Genomic DNA, 24,137 nt, shown 5'->3' with positions numbered 1-24,137 from the left:
GGGCCGCGGGGCAGGCCCCCGGCTCTTTCGGACGCAAGGGAGTTGCTAGGCGTCGAGGATGAGAGTCACCGGGCCGTCGTTGACCAGAGCGACCTGCATCAGCGCGCCGAAGCGGCCGCGTTCGACCTTCGCGCCAAGTGCCTCCAGGGCTGCGCAGAACGCGTCGTACAAAGGTTCGGAGACCGGCCCCGGGGCCGCGGCGCTCCAAGAGGGTCGGCGGCCCTTGCGGGTGTCGGCGTACAGGGTGAACTGGCTGATGGCGAGGATCGGAGCCTGCTCGTCGGCGCAGGACCGCTCGTCGCGGAGGATGCGCAAAGTCCAGATCTTGGCAGCCAGAGCGGCCGCCTTCTCCTCGGTGTCGTCGTGGGTCACCCCGAGCAGGACCATCAGTCCGGGCTTCTCGATCGCCCCGACGACTTCACCCTCGACCGTCACCGACGCCTGGCTCACGCGCTGCACTACTGCTCTCATGGCGCCATCCTCTCAACCGGTCGCACGACCTCTCCGCGACGGGAGATCGTCCGGCTCTTGCGCCGCTCAGCCGCCGAATGTCCCGTTCGAGGCCCGCATCTGGCACGATTCGTTCATGACGTCGACGTTGATCACTGTTGCTCCGACCGGTGCCGAGACCGCCAAAGCCGACTGTCCGGCGCTGCCCACCACGCTCGACGAGCTGGTGGAGACCGCCAAGCGCTGCGAGGCCGCCGGGGCCGCGATGATCCACATCCATATCCGCGACGCCGAGCACCGGCCGACGCTGGACCTGGGCCGGCTCGCTGAGACCGTGACCGCGGTGCGCGAGAACACCGCGCTGATCGTGCAGCTGTCGACCGGCGGGGCGGTGACGGACCCCTTCGAGCACCGGCTGCGCGTGCTCGACGCCGCGCCCGACTCCTGTTCGCTGACGATGGGTACGGTCAACTTCGGCGACGACGTCTTCATGAACCCCTGGCCGTTCGTGACCGAGCTCTACCGGCTCACCCAGGAGCGCGAGGTGGTGCCGGAGTTCGAGCTGTTCGATCTCGGCCACGTCGCCGCGCTGCACCGGCTGCTGGACAAGTTCGGTCTCCCGTATGGCGGCAAGGTGCACTGCGACCTGGTGATGGGCGTCCCCGGCGGAATGCCCGGTACTCCGGACGCGCTGGTTGCCGCGGTCAACGGTCTCCCCGAGGGCGTTACCTCCTGGTCCGCCACGGGAGTCGGCCGGACCACCATGCCGGTGGCGCTGGCCGCACTCTCCAAGGGCGGTCACCTCCGCGTCGGCATGGAGGACACCCTCACCCTGGCCAAGGGGCAGCCGGTCACCCACAACGCCGAGCTCGTCGAGCGGGCCGCGTCGCTGGCCACGCTGGCTCAGCGTCCGCCGATGTCCCCGGACGAGGCTCGCGACCTCCTGAACGTCAAGCGCCTGCACTGAATCACCAGCACCAGTACGCCGATCAGCACAATCGTCGCCTCTAGCAACAACCAGTCGCGCCAGTAGTCGCGTTTGCTTGAAGGGGAAGGGCCACGGATACCACTGGCGCGTGTTCAGGAAGCCGGTGAACAGCTCCAGGGCCGTCGCGGCTTACTGCTCGCGAACGGCCGACTGCTCAGGGCGTCAGTAGACGATCGCCTGCGCGTTGTCGGCGAGGATCTCCTCGGTGAAGGCCGGCGCCCCGGCGATCCGGGTGCCCGGGAAAAGATCGGGTTGGCCGAGGTCGCGGCGCTTTGCGCACTGCGTGCAGACTGTCAGCTGCCCACCGGTCAGTACGGCGTCCACGAGGTCCGCCAGCGGTGCCGCATGCGGCAGCTCGACCGCCTCCGCCTTCCCCGGTACGGCGAACCACACCGCGTCGCCGGTCAACCACAGTGACACCGTGGCCCCGGAAGCCACCGCGGTCGCGGCAACAGTGAAGGCCTGGTTCGCGCGTTCGGGTTCTTTGGCACCTGCGGTCAGCTTGATCACCAGCGTGCGGGACATCACCCCACGGTAGCTCAGGCGCCTGCCGGCATCCCCTAGACTGACGAACGTGCTCCATGTCATCTTCACCACCCTGCTGGTGCTCGTCACCCTGTTCATGGGCTGGTTCTCGGCATTCGTCGTCTACCGGCTGTACCGCGGCCGCAGCGCGAGCTGAGACCGTGGCCTTCGAGATCCCGCAGGACCTGCACCCCGACCTGATGCCGCTGGCCTGGCTGCTCGGCCGGTGGGAGGGTCGCGGACACGGTGACTACCCGACGATCGAGAAGTTCGAGTTCGGGCAGCAGATCGACTTCAGCCACAACGGCAAGCCCTACCTGCACTACGTCAGCCAGACCTACGTGGTCGGCGAGGACGGCACCAAGGAGCGCCCACTGGCGGTCGAGACCGGGTTCTGGCGCCCGAAGCCGGACAACAAGCTCGAGGTGGTGCTCGCGCATCCGACCGGCATCGCGGAGATCTGGTACGGCGAGATCGAGGGCGCCAAGATCGAGATGCGCACCGACGTGGTGGCCCGCACGGTCACCGCGAAGGAGGTCAGCGCCGGCCACCGGCTCTACGGCCTGGTCAACGGCGAGCTGATGTGGGCCTACGACATGGCGGCCGAGGGACAGCCCCTTCAGCCCCACCTCTGGGCCACCTTGATCCGGGCCTAGCGCCCCGTGTCCGGGCACTAACTCTCGGAGACCCAGGAATACTCCACCTTCGGCCGTCCGCTGCGGCCGTCGTACCGCTGGGTCCGCAGCGCCTGCCCCTGGTCGGCCAGGTGCTCCAGATACCGCCGTGCGGTGATCCGTGAGGTCCCCAACGATGCGGCGACCTCCTCGGCGGTCCATCCCTCGCGGTCCCCGAGCAACGTCACGACCCGGTCCAGCACGGACCCGGCCAGTCCCTTCGGTACTGACGAAACCGTTGCTGGATGCAACAAGCGGTCCACCTCGTCCTGGTCCGCGACCACCTGGCCGGACTCCACCGCGCGCCGCTGCCGTGCATATGCGGTGAGCCGATCCCTCAACGTTTCAAAGGCAAACGGCTTCAGCACGTACTGCACGACCCCGATCCGCGCTGCCGCCTGAACCGCCGCCACCTCCCGTGCGGCAGTCACCATCACCACGTCTGTCTGGTTGCCCGCAGCACGCATCCGCCGTACTACGTCCAGTCCGTGGCCGTCCGGCAGATTCATGTCCAGCAGAACCAGGTCGACCTGGTCCCGGCTGAGCACCTGCAGCGCGCGGGCCGCAGTACCGGCTATTCCCATGCAGATGAAGCCGGGCAGGCGGTCGACATAGGTCCGGTGGGCTTCCGCGGCGACCGGGTCGTCCTCGACGACCAGGACGCGAAGCGACTCAGGCACCGGCGCTCACCGCCCGGGGGAGGCGGACGCGGACGGTCAGAGCGGGGACTTCGTCCAGCTCGGAGTCGGGGTCGACCATCAAGGTGCCCTGCCAGCGTTCGACCGCGCTGCGCACCAGGACGAGGCCGAGTCCGTGCCCTGGTTCGGATTTGGTGGTCCAGCCGCGCTCGAACAGCCGCGCCAGTTCGGTGGCTCCCAGCTCGGCGCCCGTGTTGGTGACCGCCAGGTCGATCGCGTCAGCCGTAGTACTGGCCTTCAGTTCGACGCGGCGCGGGGCTGGTCCGCCGCGGGCGGCCTCCATCGCGTTGTCGAGCAGGTTGCCGACCACGGTGACCACGTCTTGCGCGGGCAGTCGGGTGTTCAGGGCCTCGGAGCCGAGCTCCAACGTCAGCAGCACGCCGCGCTCCTGCGCCTGGGCCAGCTTGGCGAGCAGCAGGGACGCGAGCACCGGATCACCGACCGTACCGACGACGCGATCGGTCATCGCCTGCGCGAACTGGAGTTCGGACACCGCGAACTCCCGGGCGCGTTCGGGCCGGCCGATCTCGATCAGGCTGACGACCGTGTGCAGCCGGTTCGACGCCTCATGGTTCTGCGCCTGCAACGACTCGGCCAGACTCCGCACGGCGTCCAGCTCACCGAGAAGGGCCTGCAGCTGAGTGTGGTCGCGCAGGGTGATGATCCGGCCGGACCGCGCCGGCTGCTGGTTCACCACCACGACCCCCTCAGCGCCGAGGTGCAGTTCGTCGTACGCCGTCCGTCCGGCGCCGAGCAGTTCCGACAGGGCAGCGGGTAGGTGGAGGTCCTCGATAGCGGTGCCGGGTGGCACCTGTTGCAGCCCAAGCAGGCGGCGGGCCTCGTCGTTGACCAGCTGGATCCGGCCGTGCGTATCCACCAGCAGCAAGCCCTCGCGAGCAGCACGCAGGACTCCTTCGTAGAAGTCGAGCATCCAGGCGAGCGACTGCGTTCCCATCCCGCGGGTGGCCCGCCGGACCCGCCAGGTGACCAGCGCGTTGCCGGCGATGGCCACGCCGAGAATCAGGCTGGCGATTCCGAGCATCGAGCGAAGGTCGGGCTCGATCACGTCCCACCAGCCGGCCGGCCGCACCCCGGCCGCGGCGGCGTCCCGGTCGGCCTGGGACCGGGCCCGGCTGATCAGCGTGATCCAGACCATCGTGATCAGCACCATGACCGTGACGGACTGCAACCAGAGCACCTGGCGCCGCAGCTCGGACGGCCGTCGTTTCATGCCGACATTCTGCACACCAGTGCCCCCACTGGTCGCCGCGCGCCGTGATGCGGCTGACGGCCACGAACGATATGAACGAAATACGCAGTTCCGCTGTGCGTCACGTCACAGTTACTGAGAACCCAGCCGCCCGCTCTGTTCCAGCTGTCCCCCTCAGGAGCAACCATGTCGAGCACGACCGCACCCCGACCGACGCCGGTCCGCAACGACCGGACCCACTTCCTCTACATAGCCGTCATCGTCGCCGTACTCCTGGGGATCGGCGTCGGCTTCCTGTTCCCGGACTTCGCAGTCGAGCTGAAACCGCTCGGCACCGGATTCGTGAACCTGATCAAGATGATGATCAGCCCGATCATCTTCTGCACCCTGGTGCTCGGCATCGGCTCGGTCCGGCAGGCCGCCAGTGTCGGGAAGGTCGGCGGTCTGGCGCTCGTCTACTTCCTGGTGATGTCGACGGTCGCGCTGGCCATCGGCCTGGTGGTCGGCAACCTCGTCCAGCCCGGGGCCGGCCTGAATCTGACCGACAAGCTGCGTCAGACCGGCCAGCAGCAGGCCGCAGGCGCGCACGAAGGCACCACCGACTTCCTCCTCGGGATCATCCCCAAGACGATCCTGTCCGCGCTGACCGAGGGCCAGGTGCTGCAGACCGTCTTCGTGGCGCTGCTGATCGGCTTCGCCCTGCAGGCCATGGGCCGCAGCGGCCAGCCGATCCTGAACGGCATCGGCCACATCCAGCGGCTGATGTTCAAGGTGCTGTCCATGATCATGTGGGCCGCGCCGATCGGCGCCTTCGGTGCCATCGCGGCTGTTGTCGGCGCGACCGGCTGGGACGCGCTGGTCAGCCTCGGCAAGATCATGATCGCCTTCTACATCACCTGCCTGCTCTTCGTGATCGTCGTCCTCGGCACCATTCTCCGGCTGGCCACCGGGATCTCGATCTTCCAGCTGCTGAAGTACCTCGGCCGGGAGTTCCTGCTGATCGTGTCCACCTCGTCGTCGGAGACCGCGCTGCCAAGGCTGATCGGCAAGATGGAGCACCTCGGCGTCTCCAAGCAGGTGGTCGGCATCACCGTCCCGACCGGCTACTCGTTCAACCTGGACGGCACCGCGATCTACCTGACGATGGCGTCCTTGTTCATCGCGGAGGCGATGAACCAGCCGTTCTCGCTCGGGCAGCAGATCTCCCTGCTGGTGTTCATGATCGTGGCCTCGAAGGGCGCGGCGGGGGTCACCGGTGCGGGCCTGGCGACGTTGGCCGGCGGGCTGCAGTCGCACCGGCCGGAGCTGCTCGACGGCGTCGGGCTGATCGTCGGCATCGACCGGTTCATGTCGGAGGCCCGGGCACTGACGAACTTCGCTGGCAACGCGGTAGCGACGGTGCTGGTCGGTCACTGGGTCGGCGCGTTCGACAAGGACCAGGCCAAGCAGGTCTTCGCCGGCGAAGACCCGTTCGACGAGGCCGCCTTCGCCGCCGGCGACACCCACGCGGGCGACGTCCCGGAGACCACTCCGGCAACCGCCGAACCCGCGTCCGTCGACGCAGGCCCGGCGGCCCGCTAGTCCACCTGTCCCACCCCTCCACGCTGCCTGTCAGCTCCCCCTTCCGCCGGGAGCTGCCGGGCAGCGTGCTTTCTGTCCCACGACCAGCCCGTACTGCTGGCCGGACGGCCCCCACGACCAGCCCGTACTGCGGGGCGTCCGGCTCCACGACCAGCCCGTACTGCGGGGCGCCGGGCCGCGGCGGATTCCCTCCGCGGGTTTCACTGACCGGCGAGCTTCTCCACGACCGGGGCGAGTTCCTCGAGGTAGGTCGAGTTGACGCTGATGTAGGAGGCGCCGAACTCGTCACGGCGCCGCAGCAGCTCGTCCGCCATCTCCTGCGGTGTTCCGCGCAGCAGCATCAGCGAATCGCTCGCGGCGAGCGTGGCCGCATCAACGCCGGCTGCCTGCTTGGTCCAGGGCGGCAGTTCCCCGTTGCCGGCGGCGAAGAGGTTCATCGCCAGCTCGATGTCGTCTGCTCGCGGTCCCGCCAGCTCGCGGAGCTCCCGCGCCAACTGGACGACCTCCTCGCGCGGTGTCATCGCTGCCTTGGCCAACGACACGATGTCGGCCCGCGAAGCAGCCAGTGCGAGGGTCCGCGGTCCGCCCGCGGCCAGCATGATCGGTGTGTGCCGGTCGCCGTCCAGCTTCGCCAACTGGTCGAGCGTCTCCCGGACCTGGTCCCGGCGTTGTTTCGCGGACCCGAACGGCAGGCCCAGCTCAGCCGCGAACTGCTCGACCACCGGCCGGCCTGTGCCGATGCCGAACTCGAACCGGCCGTTGGTGAGCACCGTCAGCGTGTGGGCATCCCACGCAGCCGCTCGCGGTGGGCGTAGCGGGGCCGCCGCGACGAAGGTGCCGACCCGGATATCCGCGGTGGTCGCGGCCATTGCAAGCGACGGGAACGGCGACAGCAGTTGGAGTCCGTCCGGCATCAAGATGGTCGAGTACCCGAGCTCGGCAGCCCGGCGTACGGTCGTCTGCCAAGCCTCAGGGCCGCGGTCCGGACTCGCGACCACACCGAACCGGAATCGCCTGTCAGTCATCGTTGTCTCCTCTTGCTGGTAGTGCTTCCAGCCTGGTCCGGCCCGGGGTCGTCCACATCCCACCAGCGGAGGCGTTCGGCCTACGCCGATGGACGTACTCTGGTGATATGTCACTGAAGCGCAGCCCCCTGCTGGATCTGCCGGGTGCGGTCGAGGCCGACGGACTCGACGCCGGGGTGGCCGCCCACTACGGGTCGGATCTCCGCGAGCAGCGTGCCCTCGCCGCGGGCCGGGGCTTTGTCGACCTCTCGCACCGCGAAGTGGTCACCATCACCGGCCCGGACCGCCTCACCTGGCTGCACGCACTGACATCCCAGTACTTCGAGGGCATGAGGCCTGGCACGTCGACCACGGCCCTGCTGCTGTCTCCCACCGGACACGTCGAACACGTCATGTACGGCATCGACGACGGCGAGACCTTCTGGCTGCACACGGAGCCGGGCGCCGCCGCTGCGCTGGTGGAGTGGCTGCAGAAGATGATCTTCATGTCCCGCGTCGAGATCACCGACGTCACCGACGACTACGCGATCGTCTGGCGTCCGGGGCCGGCTCCGGCTGACGGGCCGCTGACCCGCAGCGCCGCGGATTCGCTCGGCGGGCATGAGCTCTTCCTGCCCCGGGCCGAGTTGGCTGCTCTGGAGGGCCCTGCCGCGGGCGTCTGGGCATATGAGGCTTTGCGGATCGAGGCCGGTGCGCCACGACTCGGGCTCGACACGGACGAACGCACGATCCCGAACGAGGTCACCTGGATCGGCGTCGGGGTCCACCTCGAGAAGGGGTGCTACCGAGGTCAGGAGACCGTCGCGCGGGTGCACAACCTGGGTCGGCCGCCGCGCCGACTGGTTCGCCTGCACCTGGACGGATCTGTGGATCACCTTCCTGCGCACGGATACGCGGTGCGGGCGGGTGACAAGCAGGTCGGCTTCATCGGCTCGGCCGCACGGCACCACGAGTTCGGCCCGATCGCGCTCGCGCTGGTGAAGCGCTCGGTGGATCCCGAGGCGGTCTTGGAGGTCGTCGCCGAGGACCGGCCGACGGTCACCGCCACCCAGGAAGTGCTCGTCGACCCCGAGGTCGGCCTGCACGTCCGGGCCCGGATGTGAGGTAGACCACCTTGTGCCGTGGCCTTTCTGGACAGCGGGCTTGGAGTCAGCCCGGGTCGCCTAGGGTACGGCCGTGACCGAACCTGTGATCGTCGCCGATGTCGTCCGCAGCGGATTCGTGGAGGGCCATCACCGCGGCTCTGTTGTGGTGACCGCCCCGGACGGGACCGTCGAGTGGTCGGTCGGCGTGGTGGACCAGCCGATGTTCCCGCGCTCGTCGAACAAGCCCATGCAGGCACTCGGCATGCTCCGCAGCGGACTGAACCTCGAGGGCGAACTCCTCGCGCTGGCCGGTGCGTCCCACTCGGGCGAGGAGTTCCACCTCGACGGCGTACGGCGGATCCTGGCGGGCGTCGGCCTGGACGAGTCAGCCCTGCGCACGCCCCCGGCGTACCCGATCGACGAACAGGCGCGGGACCAGTGGGTCCGGGCCGGTCACGTCGTCGAGTCGATCACCATGAACTGCTCCGGCAAGCACGCTGCGATGATCGCCACCTCCGTGCTGAACGGCTGGCCGATCCACGACGACGCGCTGGCCAAGAGCCCCGACGCGGTGTGGGGACGTGACGACTACCGCTCGCCGGAACACCCTGTGCAGAAGGCGATCCGGACCGCGATCGAGGACTCGGCCGGTGAGAAGGCCTCGTATGTCGCGGTCGACGGTTGCGGGGCTCCGCTGCTCGCGATCAGCCTGGCCGGGCTGGCCCGTTCGTTCGGACTGTTCGCCTCGGCGGCTCCCGGTTCGCTGGAAGAACGGATCGCGACCGCCTACCGCACGCATCCCGAGTACGCCAGCGGGAGTAGGCGTGACGAGGCCGCCCTGATGCGGTCGGTGCCCGGCCTGTTCTGCAAGGCGGGTGCCGAGAGTGTCTACGCGCTCGGGCTCGCGGACGGCCGTGGAATCGCGGTGAAGGTCGAGGACGGCGCCTTCCGAGCCCGCGCCGTCGTGATGGCGGCGGTGCTGAAGCACCTCGGTATCGACAACGAGGTCATCGACACCCAGGCCCAGCTGCCCCTCCTCGGCGGCGGCATCCAGGTCGGCTCCGTCCACGCGTCCCCAACTCTCTTCGGCTGACCAACCACCGCCGGCCGCTTTCCGCACCAACCACCGCCGGCCGCGCTTTCCTGACCAACCACCGCCTGCCGCGCTTCCCCTGCACCACCACCACCGCCTGCCGCGCTTTGCTGAACCACCACCGCGGGCCGGTCTTCGCTGATCGACCAGCAGGGGGCGCGTCGCCGACAAAGCAACCGGCCACGCAGCGTTCGTAGTACGGGTGACTGGCCTCACGCGGTGGCTGCTTGCAATTGCAAGCACCTTGCTAGCACACTGGGGGCATGGCCAGATTGGGTGATCGTGTCGGTTCGGTGGGGGAGTACCTCGCCGAGCAGCGTCGGCACGCTCAGCTGTCGTTGCGGCAGCTCTCCGATCTGGCAGGTGTGTCGAACCCGTATCTCAGCCAGATCGAGCGCGGCCTGCGGAAACCGTCGGCCGATGTGCTGCAGCAGCTCGCGAAGGCTTTGCGGATCTCCGCGGAGACCCTGTACGTACGGGCCGGCATTCTCGATCCGGACGACAGCTCGGACGGCGCCCGGCGGGCGTCGGGAGTGGTCGACGCGGTGCTGCTCGACCCGGCGTTGAACGAGCGGCAGAAGCGCGTCCTGCTGGACGTGTACGCCTCGTTCGTCCGTGAGAACACGCCCGACACCGCGGCCGCCGCGACGCCTGCGCAGGCCGCAGCCGCCGAAGCAGCCGCCCAAGAGACTGTCGGCAAGGCCGCCACCGACCAGGCTGAGGCAACCGCGAAGGCCGCACAGGCGAAGAAGCCGGCCGCCAAGAAGACCCCTGCAAGAAAACGCACCACCAAGTAGTCGCACCACCGAGTAGTCGCAGTACCCGATAGGACAGACCCCGCTGAAACCAATGTTCTAGGAGATGCCTGATGGCAACCCGTACCTCACCGCTGTACGTCATCGCCGGTGCCGGCGACCTGGCCGTGGAGAAGTTCCGCGCGGTCAGCGACGACGTGACCAGCCGCGTCGCCAAGCTGGACCAGAAGACGCTGCAGTCGACACTGCAGACCGAGCTGACCAAGCGCCAGGCCGAGCTGAGCAAGCGCCTCGAGGCGCTCGCCGCCGACGCCAAGACCGTGCCCGCCAAGCTCCGCGAGCTGCCGGCCGTCGCCCAGGCCGGTCTGACCACCGTGCTCGGCCAGGCCGAGGAGACCTACGACGACCTCGGCGTCCGCGGCAAGGAGATCGTCACCCGGATCCGCAAGCAGAAGGCCACCGAGGACCTGGTCGCGCAGGCCAAGACCACGGTGAGCAAGGCCAAGGCCACCCGCACCACCGCGCGCAAGACCGCCGACACCGCCACCAGCAACGTCAAGGCAACGGCCACCAGCGCCCGCAAGACCGCGAAGACTGCAGGCAAGGCGGCCTCGACCGCGGCCTCCAAGGTCGGCGACTGAGAGTAGTTCCGCGGCCCTCGGCCGTGACACCACCGGCGCGGGTGGTCCAGATCTGCCACTCGGCAGCGGTGGGCCACCCGCGGCCTGCGTTAGGCTCGTAGGCATGCTCCCACTCGCCACGTTCCCGACCCTGTTGCATGGGTTCGCGAATCCGATCGACGTCATCTGGTGGGTGCTGCTCGGCCTGAAGCTGGTCGCGTTGCTCGATGCCGCCTTCCGCCCCCGCGCAGTGTTCGTCGCCGCCGACAAGCTCACCAAGCCCGGCTGGGTGCTCATCCTGGCCACCTTCACCCTGTCGCACATCTTCCAGAGCTGGTTGAGCTTTTTCGGCCTGATCGGAATCGTCGCGGCCGGTGTCTACCTCGTCGACGCCCGCCCGGCGCTGCGAGCCGCCGCCGGCCGAGGCCGGGGCGGCTGGGGCGCGATCCGCCGCCGCCGCGGCCCCCGCCCGCTCTGACAACCTCCTGCGTCCGAAGATCCACGGGGCCTGCCCCACTGGTCTTCGGACGCAACTGAGAGAGGCAACCGCCAGCCGCAACTGAGAGCCGCAGCCGCGAGCGACGCAGCCGCGAGCGACGCAGGTTAGAGCTAGGAGCGGTAGACGACGACCTTGTCGCCGACGTGGACCTGGTCGAAGAGGACCTTGATCTTGGTCAGGTCGCGGACGTTGACGCAGCCGTGCGAGGCACCGCTGTAGCCGCGGGCGGCGAAGTCGGACGAATAGTGCACGGCCTGGCCTCCGCTGAAGAACATCGCGAACGGCATCTTCGAGTCGTACAGCGTGGAGACGTGGTCGCGGCTCTTCCAGCCGACGGTGAAGCCGCCTTCGCGGGTCGCCGTTGCCTTGGCGCCGAAGCGGACGTCCATCGTCAGCTTCACGGTCCCGTCGACCACGTACCGCAGCTTCCGGGTGGTCTTGTCGATGCACAGGGCGACGCCGGTCGCGCAACGCTGATCGAGCTTCTTGCCGTCGACAACCGGCGCCGGCGGGAACAACTCGGTCTGGGTGGGCTCGTGGGTGGCAGTCGTGAGCTTGGTCAAGGTGTTCTGGTCGACGTAGCCCAGCGGCGGAATCCCGTGGCTGGTCTGGAACTTCTTCACCGCGGACCGGGTCATCGTGCCGAACGAGTTGTCCAGGTACTGCTTGTCGAGCAGCTTCAGCTGGATCAGCCGCGCCTCCACCTTGCGCACGTCCGCACCGCTGGAACCGTTGCGCCACAGGGCCTTCGGGTAGATCGGCAGTTCGCCGCTCACCTCGAACGGCACTGTCTTCAGATCGGCGGTCGAGGACGGCGTCGCGGAAGCAGCCATTCCGGTCCCGGTCAGCCCGGCGATCGCAGCCGTGACGACGGCTGCGGCCAGCACGTGACGGACGGCCAGAACCCTGCGGAACAAGCGTTGCGCGCGCATCCGAACCTCTCGTGGTCGATCTGTCCCCTACAGCGAGTGGGACGCCCTCACAGACCTGCTGGTTGGCCCCGGGCGGGTGCCGTCACCAGACTGTATCCCGGCGGGGGCGCAGCGTAAGTTGCAGAACACAACAGGGTCACCCGCTGTGCGCACTTCGTGACCTGATCCACAGCTCTAGGGAGAACGTCGATGGAGATCGTGCTGAGCACCGCCGACATCACCACCGTGCCGACGGATGCGATCGTCAACGCTGCCCATCATGCCCTGCGCGGAGGCGGTGGGGTGGACGGCGCGATCCACCGCGCGGGCGGGCCGGCGATCCTGGCCGAGTGCATCGCGAGATACCCGCACGGCCTTCCGACCGGCCAGGCAGGCTGGACGACGGCGGGTGACCTGCCCGCGGAGTACGTGATTCATGTGGTCGGGCCGAACTACACGGCCGGCCAACGCGATCCTGCCCTGCTCGAGTCCTGCTACCGCAACGCGCTGCGGGTAGCAGACGAACTCGGCGTACGGCGGCTGTCGCTCCCCGCCGTTTCGGCCGGAATCTATGGCTGGCCCGCGCAATCGGCGGCCGACATCGCAGTACAGACGCTGCTCGGTACGCCGACCGAGGTGCGGGAGGCGACGTTCTGTCTGGTGGAACCACGGCTCTACCAGGCATTCTCGAACGCCCTGGCGTAAACGAAACCGCGGCGGCCGGGAGAACCCGACCGCCGCGGACGTACTTCTGCTGTTGCTCAGGCGTTGTAGACCAGGACCCTGTCGCCGATCTTCACCCGGGCGAAGATCCACGCGATCTTGTTCTTGTCACGCATGTTCACGCAGCCGTGCGACGCGCCGTTGTAGCCGCGGGCGCGGAAGTCGGCCGAGTAGTGGATCGCCTGGCCACCGCTGAAGAACATCGCGTACGGCATCGGCGACTTGTAGATCGACGAGACGTGGTTCTTCGACTTGCGGTAGACCTTGAACATACCGTTCCGGGTCGGCGTCCGCGCAGCGCCGAAGCGAGCGTCGCCGACCGCGAGCGGCTTGCCGTTGACCATGAAGGCCACCTTGCGGGTCTTCTTGTTGATGCAGATGATCCGGCCGGTCATGCAGCGCTTGTCCAGCCGCAGCTTGCCCGGCACGAGCACGGTCGCTGCCGTCGACTTCGTCGCGACCTTCGGCGCCACGACAGCCTTGGGCGCTACCGCCGCAGCCTTGGCGACGGGTGCCGCGGCACCAGCCGTTGTTGCGGCGGTGAAGACCCCCACCCCCAGCATCGCGACGGCCGTCGTGGTGGCGCCGAGCTTCCGCAGAATGCCCATGTCCTTTTTCCCTTCCCCCAACTGTGTGCTTTTCACTAGGTAGACGCCGTGGCAGTCCACCCGGTTGGTAACGATCCGAAACTTTCTCCCCGCCGGATCGACCAATCGGGTCAGCAACCACCGATCAGGCTTTGCTCTTGCGGCCCAGCTTCGCGCGCTCGATCTGGGTCAGCGCGACCTTACGCATCCGGATGGCATCCGGGGTGACCTCGACACACTCGTCCTCGCGGCAGAACTCCAGCGACTGCTCGAGCGACAGCTTGCGTGCCGGCACCAGCTTCTCGAACTCGTCCGCGTTCGAGCGGACGTTCGTCATCTTCTTCTCGCGGGTGATGTTGACGTCCATGTCGTCGGCGCGGGAGTTCTCGCCGACGATCATGCCCTCGTACACCTCGGTGCCCGGCTCGCAGAACATCGTGCCGCGCTCCTGCAGGTTCACCATCGCGTACGACGTGGCGGCGCCGGTCCGGTCGGACACCAGCGAGCCCGACGGGCGGGTGCGTAGCTCGCCGAACCACGGCTCGTAGCCCTCGAAGACGTGGTGCGCGATACCGGTGCCGCGGGTGTCGGTGAGGAACTCAGTGCGGAAGCCGATCAGGCCACGCGCCGGCACCAGGAACTCCATCCGGACCCAGCCGGTGCCGTGGTTGGTCATCTGCTCCATCCGCCCCTTGCGGACCGCGAGCAGCTGGGTGACCGTGCCGAGGTACTCCTCCGGGCAGTCGATGGTGAGGCGCTCCACCGGCTCGTGCCGCTTGCCGTCGATCTCCCGGGTGACCACCTGCGGCTTACCGACGGTCAGCTCGTAGCCCTCGCGGCGCATCTGCTCCACCAGGATGGCCAGCGCCAGCTCGCCACGGCCCTGGACCTCCCAGGTGTCCGGACGCTCGGTCGGCAGCACCTTGATCGACACGTTGCCGACCAGTTCGCGGTCGAGGCGGTCCTTGACCAGGCGGGCGGTGACCTTGGTGCCCTTGACCCGGCCGGCCAGCGGCGAGCTGTTGGTGCCGATGGTCATGGAGATGGCCGGCTCGTCCACGGTGATGAACGGCAATGGCTTGGGGTCGTCCGGGTCGGCCAGCGTGTCGCCGATCATGATCTCCGGGATGCCCGCGATCGCGACGATGTCACCAGGCCCGGCCGAGTCGCCAGGGACCCGCTCGAGCGCCTCGGTGACCAGCAGTTCGGTGATCTTGACCCGCTGGATCGAACCGTCGTGCTTGCACCAAGCGACCTGCGCGCCCTTCTTCAGGGTGCCCTCGTGCACCCGGACCAGCGCGAGCCGGCCGAGGAACGGCGAGGCGTCCAGGTTGGTGACGTGCGCCTGCAGCGGCGCGCCCTCCGTGTACTCCGGGGCCGGCACGTTCGCGAGGATCGTCTCGAACAGCGGCTCGAGGTCGTCGGAGTCCGGCATGCCGCCGTCCTCCGGCTGGTTCAGCGAGGCGCGACCGGCCCGGGCGGACGCGTACACGACCGGGAAGTCGAGTGCGCTCTGGTCCGCGTCGTGGTCCAGCAGGTCCAGGAACAGCTCGTAGGTCTCGTCGACGACCTCGGCGATCCGCGCGTCCGGGCGGTCCACCTTGTTCACCACCAGGATCACCGGCATCTTCCGCGCCAGCGCCTTACGCAGTACGAAGCGGGTCTGGGGCAGCGGGCCCTCGGAGGCGTCCACCAGCAGCACGATCGCGTCCACCATCGACAGACCGCGCTCGACCTCGCCACCGAAGTCGGCGTGGCCGGGGGTGTCGATGATGTTGAGCGTCATCTGCTCGCCGTTGGCCATCTTGTGCCGGACCGCGGTGTTCTTGGCGAGGATGGTGATGCCCTTCTCCCGCTCCAGGTCGCCGGAGTCCATTGCGCGCTCGTCGACGTGCTGGTGGGCTCCGAACGCGCCGGACTGCCACAGCATCGCGTCGACCAGGGTGGTCTTCCCGTGGTCGACGTGGGCCACGATGGCCACGTTGCGCAGATCATTACGGAGGGGCATGCGGAAGCGCTCCAAGCAAAATTGATGAGGTAGCCAGGCGGTGGCTGCGGCGGTTGTACCTGCCAGTCTGCAGAGCGCAGCCGCTCCATGGTACCGGTGACAGACGGTGTTCCCGAAACCGGTTGAGCCTTTGACATTCGTTCGCTGTCCGTACAGTCTATAGACGGGCCCGAATCCAGTGGTCTGCGTCGGGGGAGTGGGGTCGACCCCGGGGTTGCCGAGTGTCCGTGGGGGGTTGCTCGGCCCATCCCGGGGGCCTGGCCCGGAACGAAAGGGCAGCGATCAGCTTGCCACGCTCTGTCACGGCAAATCAGGAACTGCGGGAGAAGTCCCGCGAACGCATCCTCTCCTCGGCCCTGGAGGTCTTCGCCGAGAAGGGGTACGAGGCCGCGTCGATCTCGGATGTCACCGAGCGGGCCGGGGTGTCCCGCGGGCTGGTCACCTATTACTTCACCAGCAAGGAGCGGCTGGCTGCGGAACTGCTGGACCGCTGGCTGGACGGCATCGCCGCGATCCTCGACCTCCCGGGCACCGCGGACGAGCGGCTCGCGGGCATCATCGATGGCGCCCTGATGGCGGCGGCGACCACTCTGCCCGTGCAGCGGCTGGCGATCTCACTGATGATGCAGCCGGCCACCCACCCGGTCTTCGCCCAGGTCGAGGCGGACAAGACGGTCCGGCTGTCCCAGGTCGAGGACGCGATCCGCGCCATCTTCGCCGAGCGCGGCGCCGCCGATCCCGCCGTCGAGGAAATGTTGCTCAGGGCAACCTTGGAGGGCGTCACCGTCAAGATGACGATCTACCCTGGAACCTTCCCGGTCGAGTCCATCCGCCGTCGCCTGCACCGCGGCTACAACCTCCCCGACCCCGCCACGCCCCTCCCCATCTCGTCCCCACCGGTAACCCGCCTCCGCGCCGAATAGCCCGCCCGACCGTCCGCCCCCGGAGCGCAAAGCAGCCGAACCCCTTTGGTCCGGCGGAATGACGCGGGGGAGGCCAGAAGACGTGGGTTCGGACAAGGACGCGGGACCTCGGACAAGACATTTCTTGTCCACGGTCACCAGTTCCTGTTCACGGACCCCAGTTGTTGTCGGCGGTCCCGCGTCTGTCGTCCCGGGCCTATCTACTGGACGCGGTGGACCTTGTGCTGGGCGGCCTGGGCTCGAGGGCGGACGGTGAGGCGGTCGATGTTGACGTGGGCGGGACGGGTGGCGACCCAGGCGACGATGTCCGCGATGTCGTCGGAGGTGAGGGGTTCCGCGACGCCTGCGTAGACGGCCTCGGCCCTGGCCTGGTCGCCTTCGAAGCGGGTGAGGGCGAATCCCTCGCTCTTCACCATGCCCGGCGCGATCTCGCAGACGCGGACCGGCTGGTCGTACAGCTCCAACCGCAGAGTGTCCACGACTGCCTTGACCGCGTGCTTGGCCGCCACGTACCCGCCACCGCCTTCGTAGGCGACCTGGCCGGCGGTGGACCCCATCACGATGATCTGGCCCTCCCCGGCGATGAGGGCCGGGAGCAACGACTTGGTGACCGCGGCGACACCGATCACGTTCACCTCGTACATCCGCCGCCACGCGTCCAGGTCCGCCTCCGCGACCGGCTCGAAGCCGAACGCGCCGCCCGCGTTGTTCACCAGCAGGTTCACCTGGTCGCCGACCGCTTCAGCCAGCGCCGCGACATCCTCGGCGGACGTCACGTCGCACTGGATGGCACGGCCGTCGATCTCCTTCGCGAGTGCCTCGATCCGGTCCAGCCGGCGGGCGGCGCAGACCACCTCGAAACCCTCCCGGGCGAGTCTGCGGGCCGAGGCGGCCCCGATCCCGCTGCTGGCTCCGGTGACGACGGCGAGTGGACGGTCAGTTGAAGACATACCCCTGAGTCTGGCAAACCTGCTGCCCTTCCCGGCAACCCGTCTCACGCCCGAACGCCGTCAGGGCGCCGGAGTTACGCTGACCACGTGACTCAACCCTCCGCCGACCGTCCTCTCCGGCGGGTCGCGATGATCAGTTTGCACACCTCCCCGCTGGACCAGCCCGGCACCGGTGACGCGGGCGGGATGAACGTCTACGTGGTGGAGTTGTCGAAGCGCCTCGCGGATCTCGGTATCGAGGTGGACGTCTTCACCCGCGCGACCTCCTCGGCGCTGCCCGCGAAGGTCGAGCTGCTGCCCGGCGTCACCGTCCGCAACGTGGCCGCCGGCCCGTACGAAGGCCTGTCCAAGAACGAGCTCCCGGCCCAGCTCTGTACGTTCGCCCGCGCCGTACTGCGCGCTGAAGCGATCCGCGAGCCCGGGTACTACGACGTGATCCACTCCCACTACTGGTTGTCCGGCCAGGTCGGCCTGCTCGCCCGGGACCGCTGGGCCGTGCCCCTGGTGCACACCATGCACACGATGGCGAAGGTGAAGAACGCCAGCCTCGCGGACGACGACGTACCAGAGCCGGCGGCCAGGCTGATCGGCGAGGAGCAGGTCGTCGAGGCCGCCGACCGCCTGCTGGCCAACACCGAGGACGAGGCCCAGGAACTGATCACCCTGTACGGCGCACAGCCCGCGAAGGTCGGGGTGGTCAACCCAGGGGTCGATCTGGACGTGTTCGGCCCGGGCGACCAAGCGGCAGCGCGCCGAGCCGTCGGGGTGGCGGAGGACGCGATCGTGCTCGCCTTCGTCGGGCGGATCCAGCCGCTGAAGGCGCCGGACATCCTGATCAGGGCGGCGGCCCGGATGCTCCAGCGGGACCCGTCGATCCGGGACCGCCTGGTGGTCGCGATCATCGGCGGACCCTCCGGCAACGGCATGGAACGCCCCGAGTCCCATGAGGAACTGGCCCGGGCGCTGCACGTCGACGATGTCACCCGGTTCGTGAAGCCGATGGCACGTGCCGGGCTCGCGGACTGGTACCGGGCCGCCTCGGTCGTGTGCGTACCGTCGTACTCCGAGTCTTTCGGGCTGGTCGCCTTGGAGGCGCAGGCCTGTGGGACGCCGGTGGTCGCGGCGGCCGTTGGTGGGCTGACGACGGCGATCTGCGACGGCACCACCGGGCTGCTCGTGCGGGGCCACGACGTCGACGACTTCGCCGACGCGCTGCGACGGATCGCGACGGATCCGTCGACCCGCGAGAGCATGAGCCAGGCCGCGGTCAAACACGCCCGGGGGTTCGGCTGGGAGCTGACCGCCGAGAAGACCCTGGCGGCGTACCGGACGGCGCAGGAGACGATGGCAGCGGAGCTGGCCGCGGAGGCGGTCAGATGAGTCCCCCGAGGGAGAGGTAGGCGGATGAGGGTGTCGGCCGCGGACGTGATCCGCCAGGTGCTGACCGAGAACGACCTGGATTTCACCGAGGCGACGCCCGGCGCGTTCACCGCCGACCTGCCCGGGGAGCGCAAGCTGAAGACCACGGTGACGCTCACGGTGGGTAGCCAGGCCGTCCAGGTGCACGCGTTCGTGGCCCGGCGGCCGGACGAGAACCACGAGGCCGTGTACCGCTGGCTGCTCGAGCGGAACCTGAAGATGTACGGCGTCGCCTTCGCGGTCGACCACATGGGCGACATCCACCTGGACGGCCGGGTCCCGCTGCACGCGATCACCCCGGTCGAGGTGGACCGGCTGCTCGGCGCGGTGCTCGAATACGCCGACTCCTCGTTCAACACCATCCTGGAGCTGGGGTTCGCCACGTCCATCCGCAAGGAATACGAGTGGCGCCTGTCCCGCGGCGAGTCCACCCGGAACCTGGACGCGTTCAAGGGCTGGTTGGAGCCTCGATAGGCTGTCGCTATGACCTACCGCCTGATCCTGCTCCGTCACGGCCACAGCGACTGGAACGCCAAGAACCTGTTCACCGGCTGGGTCGACGTCGACCTGAACGCCCAGGGCGTCGAGGAAGCGCACCGCGGCGGGCAGTTGCTGCTCGAGCGCGGCCTGCTCCCGGACGTCCTGCACACCTCGGTACTGCGTCGCGCCATCCGCACCGCGGACATCGTCCTCGAAGAGGCCGAGCGCCAGTGGATCGACGTCCGCCGGTCCTGGCGGCTGAACGAGCGCCACTACGGCGCCCTGCAGGGCAAGGACAAGAAGCAGACCTTGGAGGAGCTCGGCGAGGAGCAGTTCATGCTGTTCCGCCGCTCCTACGACACCCCGCCGCCGCCGATCGAGCGCGGCTCCGAGTTCGACCAGGCAGGCGATCCGCGGTACGCCGGACTGCCGCCTGAGTTGCTGCCGGCAACGGAGTGCCTCAAGGACGTCGTCGAGCGGATGCTGCCTTACTGGTACGACGCGATCGTGCCGGACCTGCGCGCGGGCCGGACCGTCCTGGTCACCGCGCACGGCAACTCCCTGCGCGCGCTGGTGAAGCACCTCGACAACATCGACGAGCAGACCATCGTCGGGCTGAACATCCCGACCGGCGTGCCGCTCTACTACGAGCTCGACGAGGACTTCCACCCCATCACCAAGGGCGGCGAATACCTCGACCCGGAGGCCGCCGCAGCCGCCATCGAAGCCGTCAAGAACCAGGGCCGCTGAGCCCCTTCAGGACAGCAAGAAGCCCTCGACGACCAGCTGGTTGCCGAGGGCTTCCTTGATCGAGCTGCTCAGTTGCCGTTCGGTGCTCACTTGCCGTTCGGGGAGGGGGCGGACGCGCCGGCGCCGGAGCCGGCCGCGGTGCCGCCGATGGCGACCGGGAGCTCGCCGGTGACCAGGTAGACGACCCGGCGGGCCATCGAGACGGCGTGGTCGGCGATCCGCTCGTAGTACCGGCCGAGGAGCGCGATGTCTACCGCGACCTCGACGCCGTGCGGCCAGGAGTCGTCCATCATCAGCCGGAACTGGTTGCTGCGCAGCTTGTCCATCTCGTCGTCGACGGCCTCCAGCTTGGCGGCCGCGTCGATGTCGCGGGACCTGATCACGTCACCGGCGCCGTCGACCATCCGGCCCGCCACGGCGCCCATCTCCTCGATCACGCCGTTCAGCTCGGTCGGGATCGCGGGCGCCGGGTAGCGCAGCCGGGCGATCTTCGACACGTGCGCGGCCAGGTCGCCCATCCGCTCGAGATCGGCGACCATCCGCAGCGCCGCCACCAGCATCCGCAGCTCGTTCGCGACCGGGGCCTGCCGGGCCATCAGCTCGAAGACCTTCTCCTCGACGCCCTCGCCCGCCGCGTCCAGCTCGATGTCGGCGGCAATGACTTCCTCGGCCCGCCGGATGTCGGCCTGCAGCAGCGCGTTGGTCGAACGTCGTACGGCGGTGGACACCGTCCGGGTCATCCGTTCGAGCTCGACGAGGATGTCGTCGAGCTGCTCGTGGTAGGTGTCGCGCATCGTGTCTGCTTCCGATCTGTGGTGTGCGGTCCTGCTGGCGGGCGGGCGCTTCCTGTGCCCACCCGTGGCAAAGTACCCGCCCACCGTGGAAGTCACGCCCGCTCACCGTGGACGGTAGGCCGCCCAGGTTGCCGGTTGGCGACGAGTGGTGAACGGCCGATGAACAGTTAGGTCGTGTTCCGGTCATCCGGTGCTCATTCGGTCTTTCCCTGCTGGTTGCCCGCGTAGCATCAGTGCCGTGGACCCCACGCTGGCTGCGGTGCTGGGCGGCGTCATCGGCGCGGCCCTGGCCCTGCTTTCGCTCGGTGCGCTGATGCTCAGCGAACGTGCTCAGCACAAGGTGCCGGAGTCGCCGGACCCGATCGTGCCCACCGGAGTGGCGACCGTGCTGTCCGTACTGCGGTCGTCGGCCGTGGTGATGGGCCCCGAGGACCAGGTGCTCCAGGCAAGCGCCCCCGCGCACGTGCTCGGGATCGTCCGGGGTGAGCGGCTGGTGGCCGACGACCTGCTCGACATGGTCCGCGCGGTCCGCCGGGACGGGGAGATCCGCCAGCGCGACCTGGAGATCGTCCGCGGCCGGCTCGGCGCCACGCAGTACGTGAGTGCCCGGGTGGCTCCGCTCGGCAGCCAGTTGGTCCTGGTGCTGGTCGAGGACCGGACCCGGGAGCGCCGGCTGGACGCGATCCGCCGCGACTTCACGGTGAACGTCAGCCACGAGCTGAAGACCCCGATCGGCGCGCTGATCCTGCTGGCCGACGCCGTCTCGGAGGCGTCCGACGACCCGGAGGCGGTGCAGCGGTTCTCCCGCCGGATGCGGGTCGAGGCCTCCCGGCTGAGCCGGCTGGTCAAGGAGATCATCGAGCTGTCCCGGCTGCAGGGCGACGACCCGCTGGAGAACCCCGGCCCGGTCGACGTGACAGCTGTGGTCGAGCAGGCGGTGGACCGCTGCCGGGTGGACGCGGAGGACCGCGACATCAACCTGGTGGTGAAGACCGACCCCGCTCTCGAGGTGATGGGCAGCGAGGACCAGCTGGCCATCGCGATCGGCAACCTGGTCGAGAACGCGGTCAACTACAGCCCCGACGGGACCCGGGTGGCGGTCGCCGCGCACCCGATCGGGGACCTGGTCGAGATCACCGTCAGCGATCAGGGCGTGGGGATTCCGAGCAGCGACCTGGAACGCATCTTCGAACGGTTCTATCGGGTCGACCGGGCCCGGAGCCGTGAGACGGGTGGGACCGGACTCGGCCTGTCCATCGTCAAGCACATCGCCTCGATCCACGGCGGCGACGTGCGGGTCTGGAGCGTCGAGGGCCAGGGATCCACCTTCACCGTCCGACTCCCGTTGCGGCTGGACCCCGCGACCGGGGAACCGACCGACTCTTCCATCCAGGGGGAGCCGGCCATCTACCTGACGCCGACCCCGTCAGAGCACCAGCGGTCTACAACCCAGGAGGCAGCTTCGTGACCCGAGTGCTGGTCGTCGAAGACGAAGAAAGCTACAGCGACGCGTTGTCGTACGTCCTGCGCAAGGAGGGGTTCGAGGTCGCCGTCGCGGAGACCGGACCGGACGCGCTGGACGAGTACGACCGGGCCGGCGCCGACATCGTCCTGCTGGACCTGATGCTGCCGGGACTGTCCGGCACCGAGGTGTGCCGGGCGCTGCGCAGCCGCGGGAATGTCCCGGTGATCATCGTCAGCGCCAAGGACACCGAGGTGGACAAGGTGGTCGGGCTCGAACTGGGCGCCGACGACTACGTCACCAAGCCGTACAGCCCGCGCGAGCTGCTGGCCCGCATTCGCGCCGTACTCCGTCGCGGCCAGGACGTCGAGCTGCTGCCCGACACGCTGGAGGCCGGGCCTGTCCGGATGGACGTGGAGCGGCACGTGGTGACGGTGTCAGGCGCCGAGATCCGGCTCCCGCTGAAGGAGTTCGAGCTGCTCGAGATGCTGCTGCGCAACACCGGCCGGGTCCTCACCCGCGGCCAGCTGATCGACCGGATCTGGGGCGCCGACTATGTAGGCGACACCAAAACCCTCGACGTCCACGTGAAGCGCCTCCGCTCCAAGCTGGAGAAGGACCCCTCGAACCCAGCCCACCTGGTCACCGTCCGCGGCCTCGGCTACAAGTTCGAGTCCTGACCCGTATCCCGATCCGCACGATCCGCACGCAGAACCCACCAGCGGGACTCCGACGGCATTTCCCACAAGGCCGCGGCCAGGTGAGTCGGCGCTCACACCCTCCGGCGTGAGACGGAGGCACCTACTTAGCTTAGGCTGTCCTTAGTTGAGGTAACAGCAAGCTAAGGAGATCCGTCATGTCCTGGTCCCGTACCCGAATCGCCGTGCTCGGGGTGGCCACCGTGCTGGTCGCGACCACGTTGGCCGCGTGCGGCACTGATGCCGACGAGCAGGCCACGCCTGCCTCGGGTGCGTCCGCCGGGTTCCCGGTCACGTTGAAGAACACGTTCGGCGACACCACGATCGAGAAGAAGCCCGAGCGGATCGTCACGCTCGGGTGGAACGCCCAGGACGTCGTGTACGCGCTGGGGGAGACGCCGGTCGGCATGCCGAAGGTGACGTACGGCCCGACGCCGGCGGGTACGACCGCGTGGGACACCGAGCACTTCGACCCCGCCAAGACGACGCTGCTGGACACCATCGACAGCATCCCGTTCGAGAAGGTCGCCGCGCTGCGCCCGGACGTCATCCTGGCGCCGTACGAGGGCTTCGACAAGGCGACCTACACGAAGCTGTCGGAGATCGCGCCGACTGTCGCCTACCCCGGCGCCGCGTGGCAGACCACCTGGCAGGACCAGACGACCCTGATCGGCAAGGCGCTGGGCAAGTCGGCCGAGGCGGACAAGCTCGTGCGCGGGATCAAGGACCTCACCGCCAAGGCTGCGGCCGAGCACCCCGAGTTCAAGGGCAAGACGCTGTCGATCGTGTCCTACGGCGCCGACGACTACGTCTACATGCCGGGAGACCCGCGGGTGCAGATCCTGAATGAGCTGGGGTTTGTGAACTCGCCCGGCGTCGACGCGCTGGAAGCCAAGAACGCCAAGAAGGAGTTCGCCGTCACCATCAGCAAGGAGAACCTCACCGATGTCGACGCGGACGTGGTGGTCGGCTACATCGACGGCTCCACCCCGGAGAAGTTCGCCGCCGACCCCGTCTACGCCTCGCTCGGTGCGGTGAAGAAGGGCAGCGCCTACCTGATGACGGACCAGCAGGTCATCTCGGGGATGAGCGCGGTCAGCGTGTTGAGTGTCCCCTGGGTTCTGAACAAGATCCTCCCGGGCCTCTCCAAGGCCGCCCAGGCCGCGTCCTGACCCCACTGCCCCGTACTGCGTACCGCCTGCCGCGAACTACGGGCGGTGCCACCCCAG

Annotated in this window: 26 protein-coding genes; 16 read left to right on the top strand and 10 right to left on the bottom strand. The window is 68.6% G+C overall.

Annotated elements, in window-relative coordinates; genetic code table 11:
• Positions 1 to 45: 45 nt before the first annotated feature.
• Positions 46 to 471 (bottom strand): D-aminoacyl-tRNA deacylase, encoded by a 426-nt coding sequence (gene dtd, locus ABD210_RS15750; RefSeq protein ID WP_344112191.1) that lies wholly within the window; start codon positions 469 to 471, stop codon positions 46 to 48.
• A gap of 115 nt (positions 472 to 586) precedes the next feature.
• On the opposite strand from dtd, the gene ABD210_RS15745 reads away from it, so the two are divergent.
• The gene (locus ABD210_RS15745) at positions 587 to 1,417 is read left to right on the top strand and encodes a beta-keto acid cleavage family enzyme (protein WP_344112189.1); all 831 of its coding nucleotides are present in this window, start codon (positions 587 to 589) and stop codon (positions 1,415 to 1,417) included.
• Between the two features lie 183 nt (positions 1,418 to 1,600).
• Here ABD210_RS15745 and ABD210_RS15740 read toward each other — a convergent pair whose 3' ends face one another.
• Positions 1,601 to 1,963, bottom strand: a complete 363-nt coding sequence (locus tag ABD210_RS15740) for a DsrE family protein (protein WP_344112187.1) — start codon at positions 1,961 to 1,963, stop codon at positions 1,601 to 1,603.
• 161 nt (positions 1,964 to 2,124) lie between these two features.
• Between ABD210_RS15740 and ABD210_RS15735 the strand changes: the two genes are divergently transcribed.
• Positions 2,125 to 2,619 carry a heme-binding beta-barrel domain-containing protein gene (locus ABD210_RS15735; RefSeq protein WP_344112186.1) on the top strand — a complete coding sequence of 165 codons (495 nt, stop codon included), beginning with the start codon at positions 2,125 to 2,127 and terminating at the stop codon, positions 2,617 to 2,619.
• A gap of 17 nt (positions 2,620 to 2,636) precedes the next feature.
• Here ABD210_RS15735 and ABD210_RS15730 read toward each other — a convergent pair whose 3' ends face one another.
• Together ABD210_RS15730 and ABD210_RS15725 are read right to left on the bottom strand one after the other, a co-directional pair.
• Complete coding sequence (locus tag ABD210_RS15730; protein ID WP_344112185.1) at positions 2,637 to 3,317, bottom strand: response regulator; 681 nt, start codon at positions 3,315 to 3,317, stop codon at positions 2,637 to 2,639.
• Entirely contained in the window at positions 3,310 to 4,566 is a 1,257-nt protein-coding gene (locus tag ABD210_RS15725; protein WP_344112183.1) for a sensor histidine kinase, read from the bottom strand. Before ABD210_RS15725 ends, ABD210_RS15730 begins: the two co-directional genes overlap by 8 nt.
• A 165-nt stretch (positions 4,567 to 4,731) precedes the next feature.
• Here ABD210_RS15725 and ABD210_RS15720 point away from each other — a divergent pair, with 165 nt between their 5' ends.
• Complete coding sequence (locus ABD210_RS15720; RefSeq protein ID WP_344112182.1) at positions 4,732 to 6,126, top strand: cation:dicarboxylate symporter family transporter; 1,395 nt, start codon at positions 4,732 to 4,734, stop codon at positions 6,124 to 6,126.
• A gap of 200 nt (positions 6,127 to 6,326) precedes the next feature.
• Here the strand turns inward: ABD210_RS15720 and ABD210_RS15715 are convergent, their stop codons facing one another.
• A complete protein-coding gene (locus tag ABD210_RS15715; protein WP_344112180.1) occupies positions 6,327 to 7,151 on the bottom strand; it encodes an LLM class flavin-dependent oxidoreductase in 825 nt (274 codons plus the stop codon).
• Positions 7,152 to 7,258: 107 nt separating this feature from the next.
• Here ABD210_RS15715 and ygfZ point away from each other — a divergent pair, with 107 nt between their 5' ends.
• The 5 genes from ygfZ (at position 7,259) to ABD210_RS15690 (ending at position 11,182) form a co-directional block, all read left to right on the top strand.
• Positions 7,259 to 8,254, top strand: coding sequence for a CAF17-like 4Fe-4S cluster assembly/insertion protein YgfZ (gene ygfZ, locus ABD210_RS15710; protein WP_344112179.1), 996 nt, complete (start codon positions 7,259 to 7,261; stop codon positions 8,252 to 8,254).
• 73 nt (positions 8,255 to 8,327) lie between these two features.
• Positions 8,328 to 9,329 carry an asparaginase gene (locus ABD210_RS15705; RefSeq protein WP_344112178.1) on the top strand — a complete coding sequence of 334 codons (1,002 nt, stop codon included), beginning with the start codon at positions 8,328 to 8,330 and terminating at the stop codon, positions 9,327 to 9,329.
• Between the two features lie 263 nt (positions 9,330 to 9,592).
• Entirely contained in the window at positions 9,593 to 10,126 is a 534-nt protein-coding gene (locus tag ABD210_RS15700) for a helix-turn-helix domain-containing protein (protein WP_344112176.1), read from the top strand.
• Between the two features lie 71 nt (positions 10,127 to 10,197).
• Positions 10,198 to 10,725: a hypothetical protein gene (locus ABD210_RS15695; protein ID WP_344112175.1), complete on the top strand. Its 528-nt coding sequence runs from the start codon at positions 10,198 to 10,200 to the stop codon at positions 10,723 to 10,725.
• 103 nt (positions 10,726 to 10,828) lie between these two features.
• On the top strand, positions 10,829 to 11,182 hold the full coding sequence (locus ABD210_RS15690) for a DUF2516 family protein (protein WP_344112174.1): 354 nt from the start codon (positions 10,829 to 10,831) through the stop codon (positions 11,180 to 11,182).
• A gap of 131 nt (positions 11,183 to 11,313) precedes the next feature.
• Here ABD210_RS15690 and ABD210_RS15685 read toward each other — a convergent pair whose 3' ends face one another.
• Positions 11,314 to 12,135 (bottom strand): L,D-transpeptidase family protein, encoded by an 822-nt coding sequence (locus ABD210_RS15685; protein ID WP_344112173.1) that lies wholly within the window; start codon positions 12,133 to 12,135, stop codon positions 11,314 to 11,316.
• Between the two features lie 189 nt (positions 12,136 to 12,324).
• On the opposite strand from ABD210_RS15685, the gene ABD210_RS15680 reads away from it, so the two are divergent.
• Complete coding sequence (locus ABD210_RS15680) at positions 12,325 to 12,819, top strand: O-acetyl-ADP-ribose deacetylase (RefSeq protein WP_344112171.1); 495 nt, start codon at positions 12,325 to 12,327, stop codon at positions 12,817 to 12,819.
• A 56-nt stretch (positions 12,820 to 12,875) separates the two neighbouring features.
• Here the strand turns inward: ABD210_RS15680 and ABD210_RS15675 are convergent, their stop codons facing one another.
• Entirely contained in the window at positions 12,876 to 13,445 is a 570-nt protein-coding gene (locus tag ABD210_RS15675) for a L,D-transpeptidase (RefSeq protein WP_344112170.1), read from the bottom strand.
• A 124-nt stretch (positions 13,446 to 13,569) separates the two neighbouring features.
• Positions 13,570 to 15,432, bottom strand: a complete 1,863-nt coding sequence (gene typA / locus ABD210_RS15670; protein ID WP_344112169.1) for a translational GTPase TypA — start codon at positions 15,430 to 15,432, stop codon at positions 13,570 to 13,572.
• Between the two features lie 287 nt (positions 15,433 to 15,719).
• Between typA and ABD210_RS15665 the strand changes: the two genes are divergently transcribed.
• A complete protein-coding gene (locus ABD210_RS15665; protein ID WP_344112168.1) occupies positions 15,720 to 16,355 on the top strand; it encodes a TetR/AcrR family transcriptional regulator in 636 nt (211 codons plus the stop codon).
• 200 nt (positions 16,356 to 16,555) lie between these two features.
• Here the strand turns inward: ABD210_RS15665 and ABD210_RS15660 are convergent, their stop codons facing one another.
• Positions 16,556 to 17,305 carry an SDR family NAD(P)-dependent oxidoreductase gene (locus ABD210_RS15660; protein WP_344112167.1) on the bottom strand — a complete coding sequence of 250 codons (750 nt, stop codon included), beginning with the start codon at positions 17,303 to 17,305 and terminating at the stop codon, positions 16,556 to 16,558.
• Between the two features lie 87 nt (positions 17,306 to 17,392).
• Here ABD210_RS15660 and mshA point away from each other — a divergent pair, with 87 nt between their 5' ends.
• From mshA to ABD210_RS15645, 3 genes are read left to right on the top strand one after another with little or no spacing between them, the layout of a single operon-like run.
• Positions 17,393 to 18,685 carry a D-inositol-3-phosphate glycosyltransferase gene (mshA, locus tag ABD210_RS15655; protein ID WP_344112166.1) on the top strand — a complete coding sequence of 431 codons (1,293 nt, stop codon included), beginning with the start codon at positions 17,393 to 17,395 and terminating at the stop codon, positions 18,683 to 18,685.
• A gap of 24 nt (positions 18,686 to 18,709) precedes the next feature.
• The gene (locus ABD210_RS15650) at positions 18,710 to 19,198 is read left to right on the top strand and encodes a type III secretion system chaperone family protein (protein ID WP_344112164.1); all 489 of its coding nucleotides are present in this window, start codon (positions 18,710 to 18,712) and stop codon (positions 19,196 to 19,198) included.
• Positions 19,199 to 19,207: 9 nt separating this feature from the next.
• Entirely contained in the window at positions 19,208 to 19,954 is a 747-nt protein-coding gene (locus ABD210_RS15645) for a phosphoglyceromutase (RefSeq protein WP_344112163.1), read from the top strand.
• Between the two features lie 86 nt (positions 19,955 to 20,040).
• Here the strand turns inward: ABD210_RS15645 and phoU are convergent, their stop codons facing one another.
• Complete coding sequence (phoU, locus tag ABD210_RS15640; protein ID WP_344112162.1) at positions 20,041 to 20,748, bottom strand: phosphate signaling complex protein PhoU; 708 nt, start codon at positions 20,746 to 20,748, stop codon at positions 20,041 to 20,043.
• Between the two features lie 238 nt (positions 20,749 to 20,986).
• Between phoU and ABD210_RS15635 the strand changes: the two genes are divergently transcribed.
• From ABD210_RS15635 to ABD210_RS15625, 3 genes are all read left to right on the top strand, one after another.
• On the top strand, positions 20,987 to 22,216 hold the full coding sequence (locus tag ABD210_RS15635; protein WP_344112161.1) for a sensor histidine kinase: 1,230 nt from the start codon (positions 20,987 to 20,989) through the stop codon (positions 22,214 to 22,216).
• Positions 22,213 to 22,890 (top strand): response regulator, encoded by a 678-nt coding sequence (locus ABD210_RS15630; protein ID WP_344112160.1) that lies wholly within the window; start codon positions 22,213 to 22,215, stop codon positions 22,888 to 22,890. The genes ABD210_RS15635 and ABD210_RS15630 overlap by 4 nt, the downstream gene beginning before the upstream one ends.
• Positions 22,891 to 23,066: 176 nt before the next feature.
• Positions 23,067 to 24,080 carry an iron-siderophore ABC transporter substrate-binding protein gene (locus ABD210_RS15625; protein WP_344112159.1) on the top strand — a complete coding sequence of 338 codons (1,014 nt, stop codon included), beginning with the start codon at positions 23,067 to 23,069 and terminating at the stop codon, positions 24,078 to 24,080.
• Positions 24,081 to 24,137 lie beyond the last annotated feature (57 nt).

The organism is Kribbella alba, from assembly GCF_039529635.1.
Classification (GTDB): domain Bacteria; phylum Actinomycetota; class Actinomycetes; order Propionibacteriales; family Kribbellaceae; genus Kribbella; species Kribbella alba.
The sequence above is the reverse complement of the archived record's forward strand: the minus strand, read 5'-3'. Positions and strand labels throughout refer to the sequence as shown.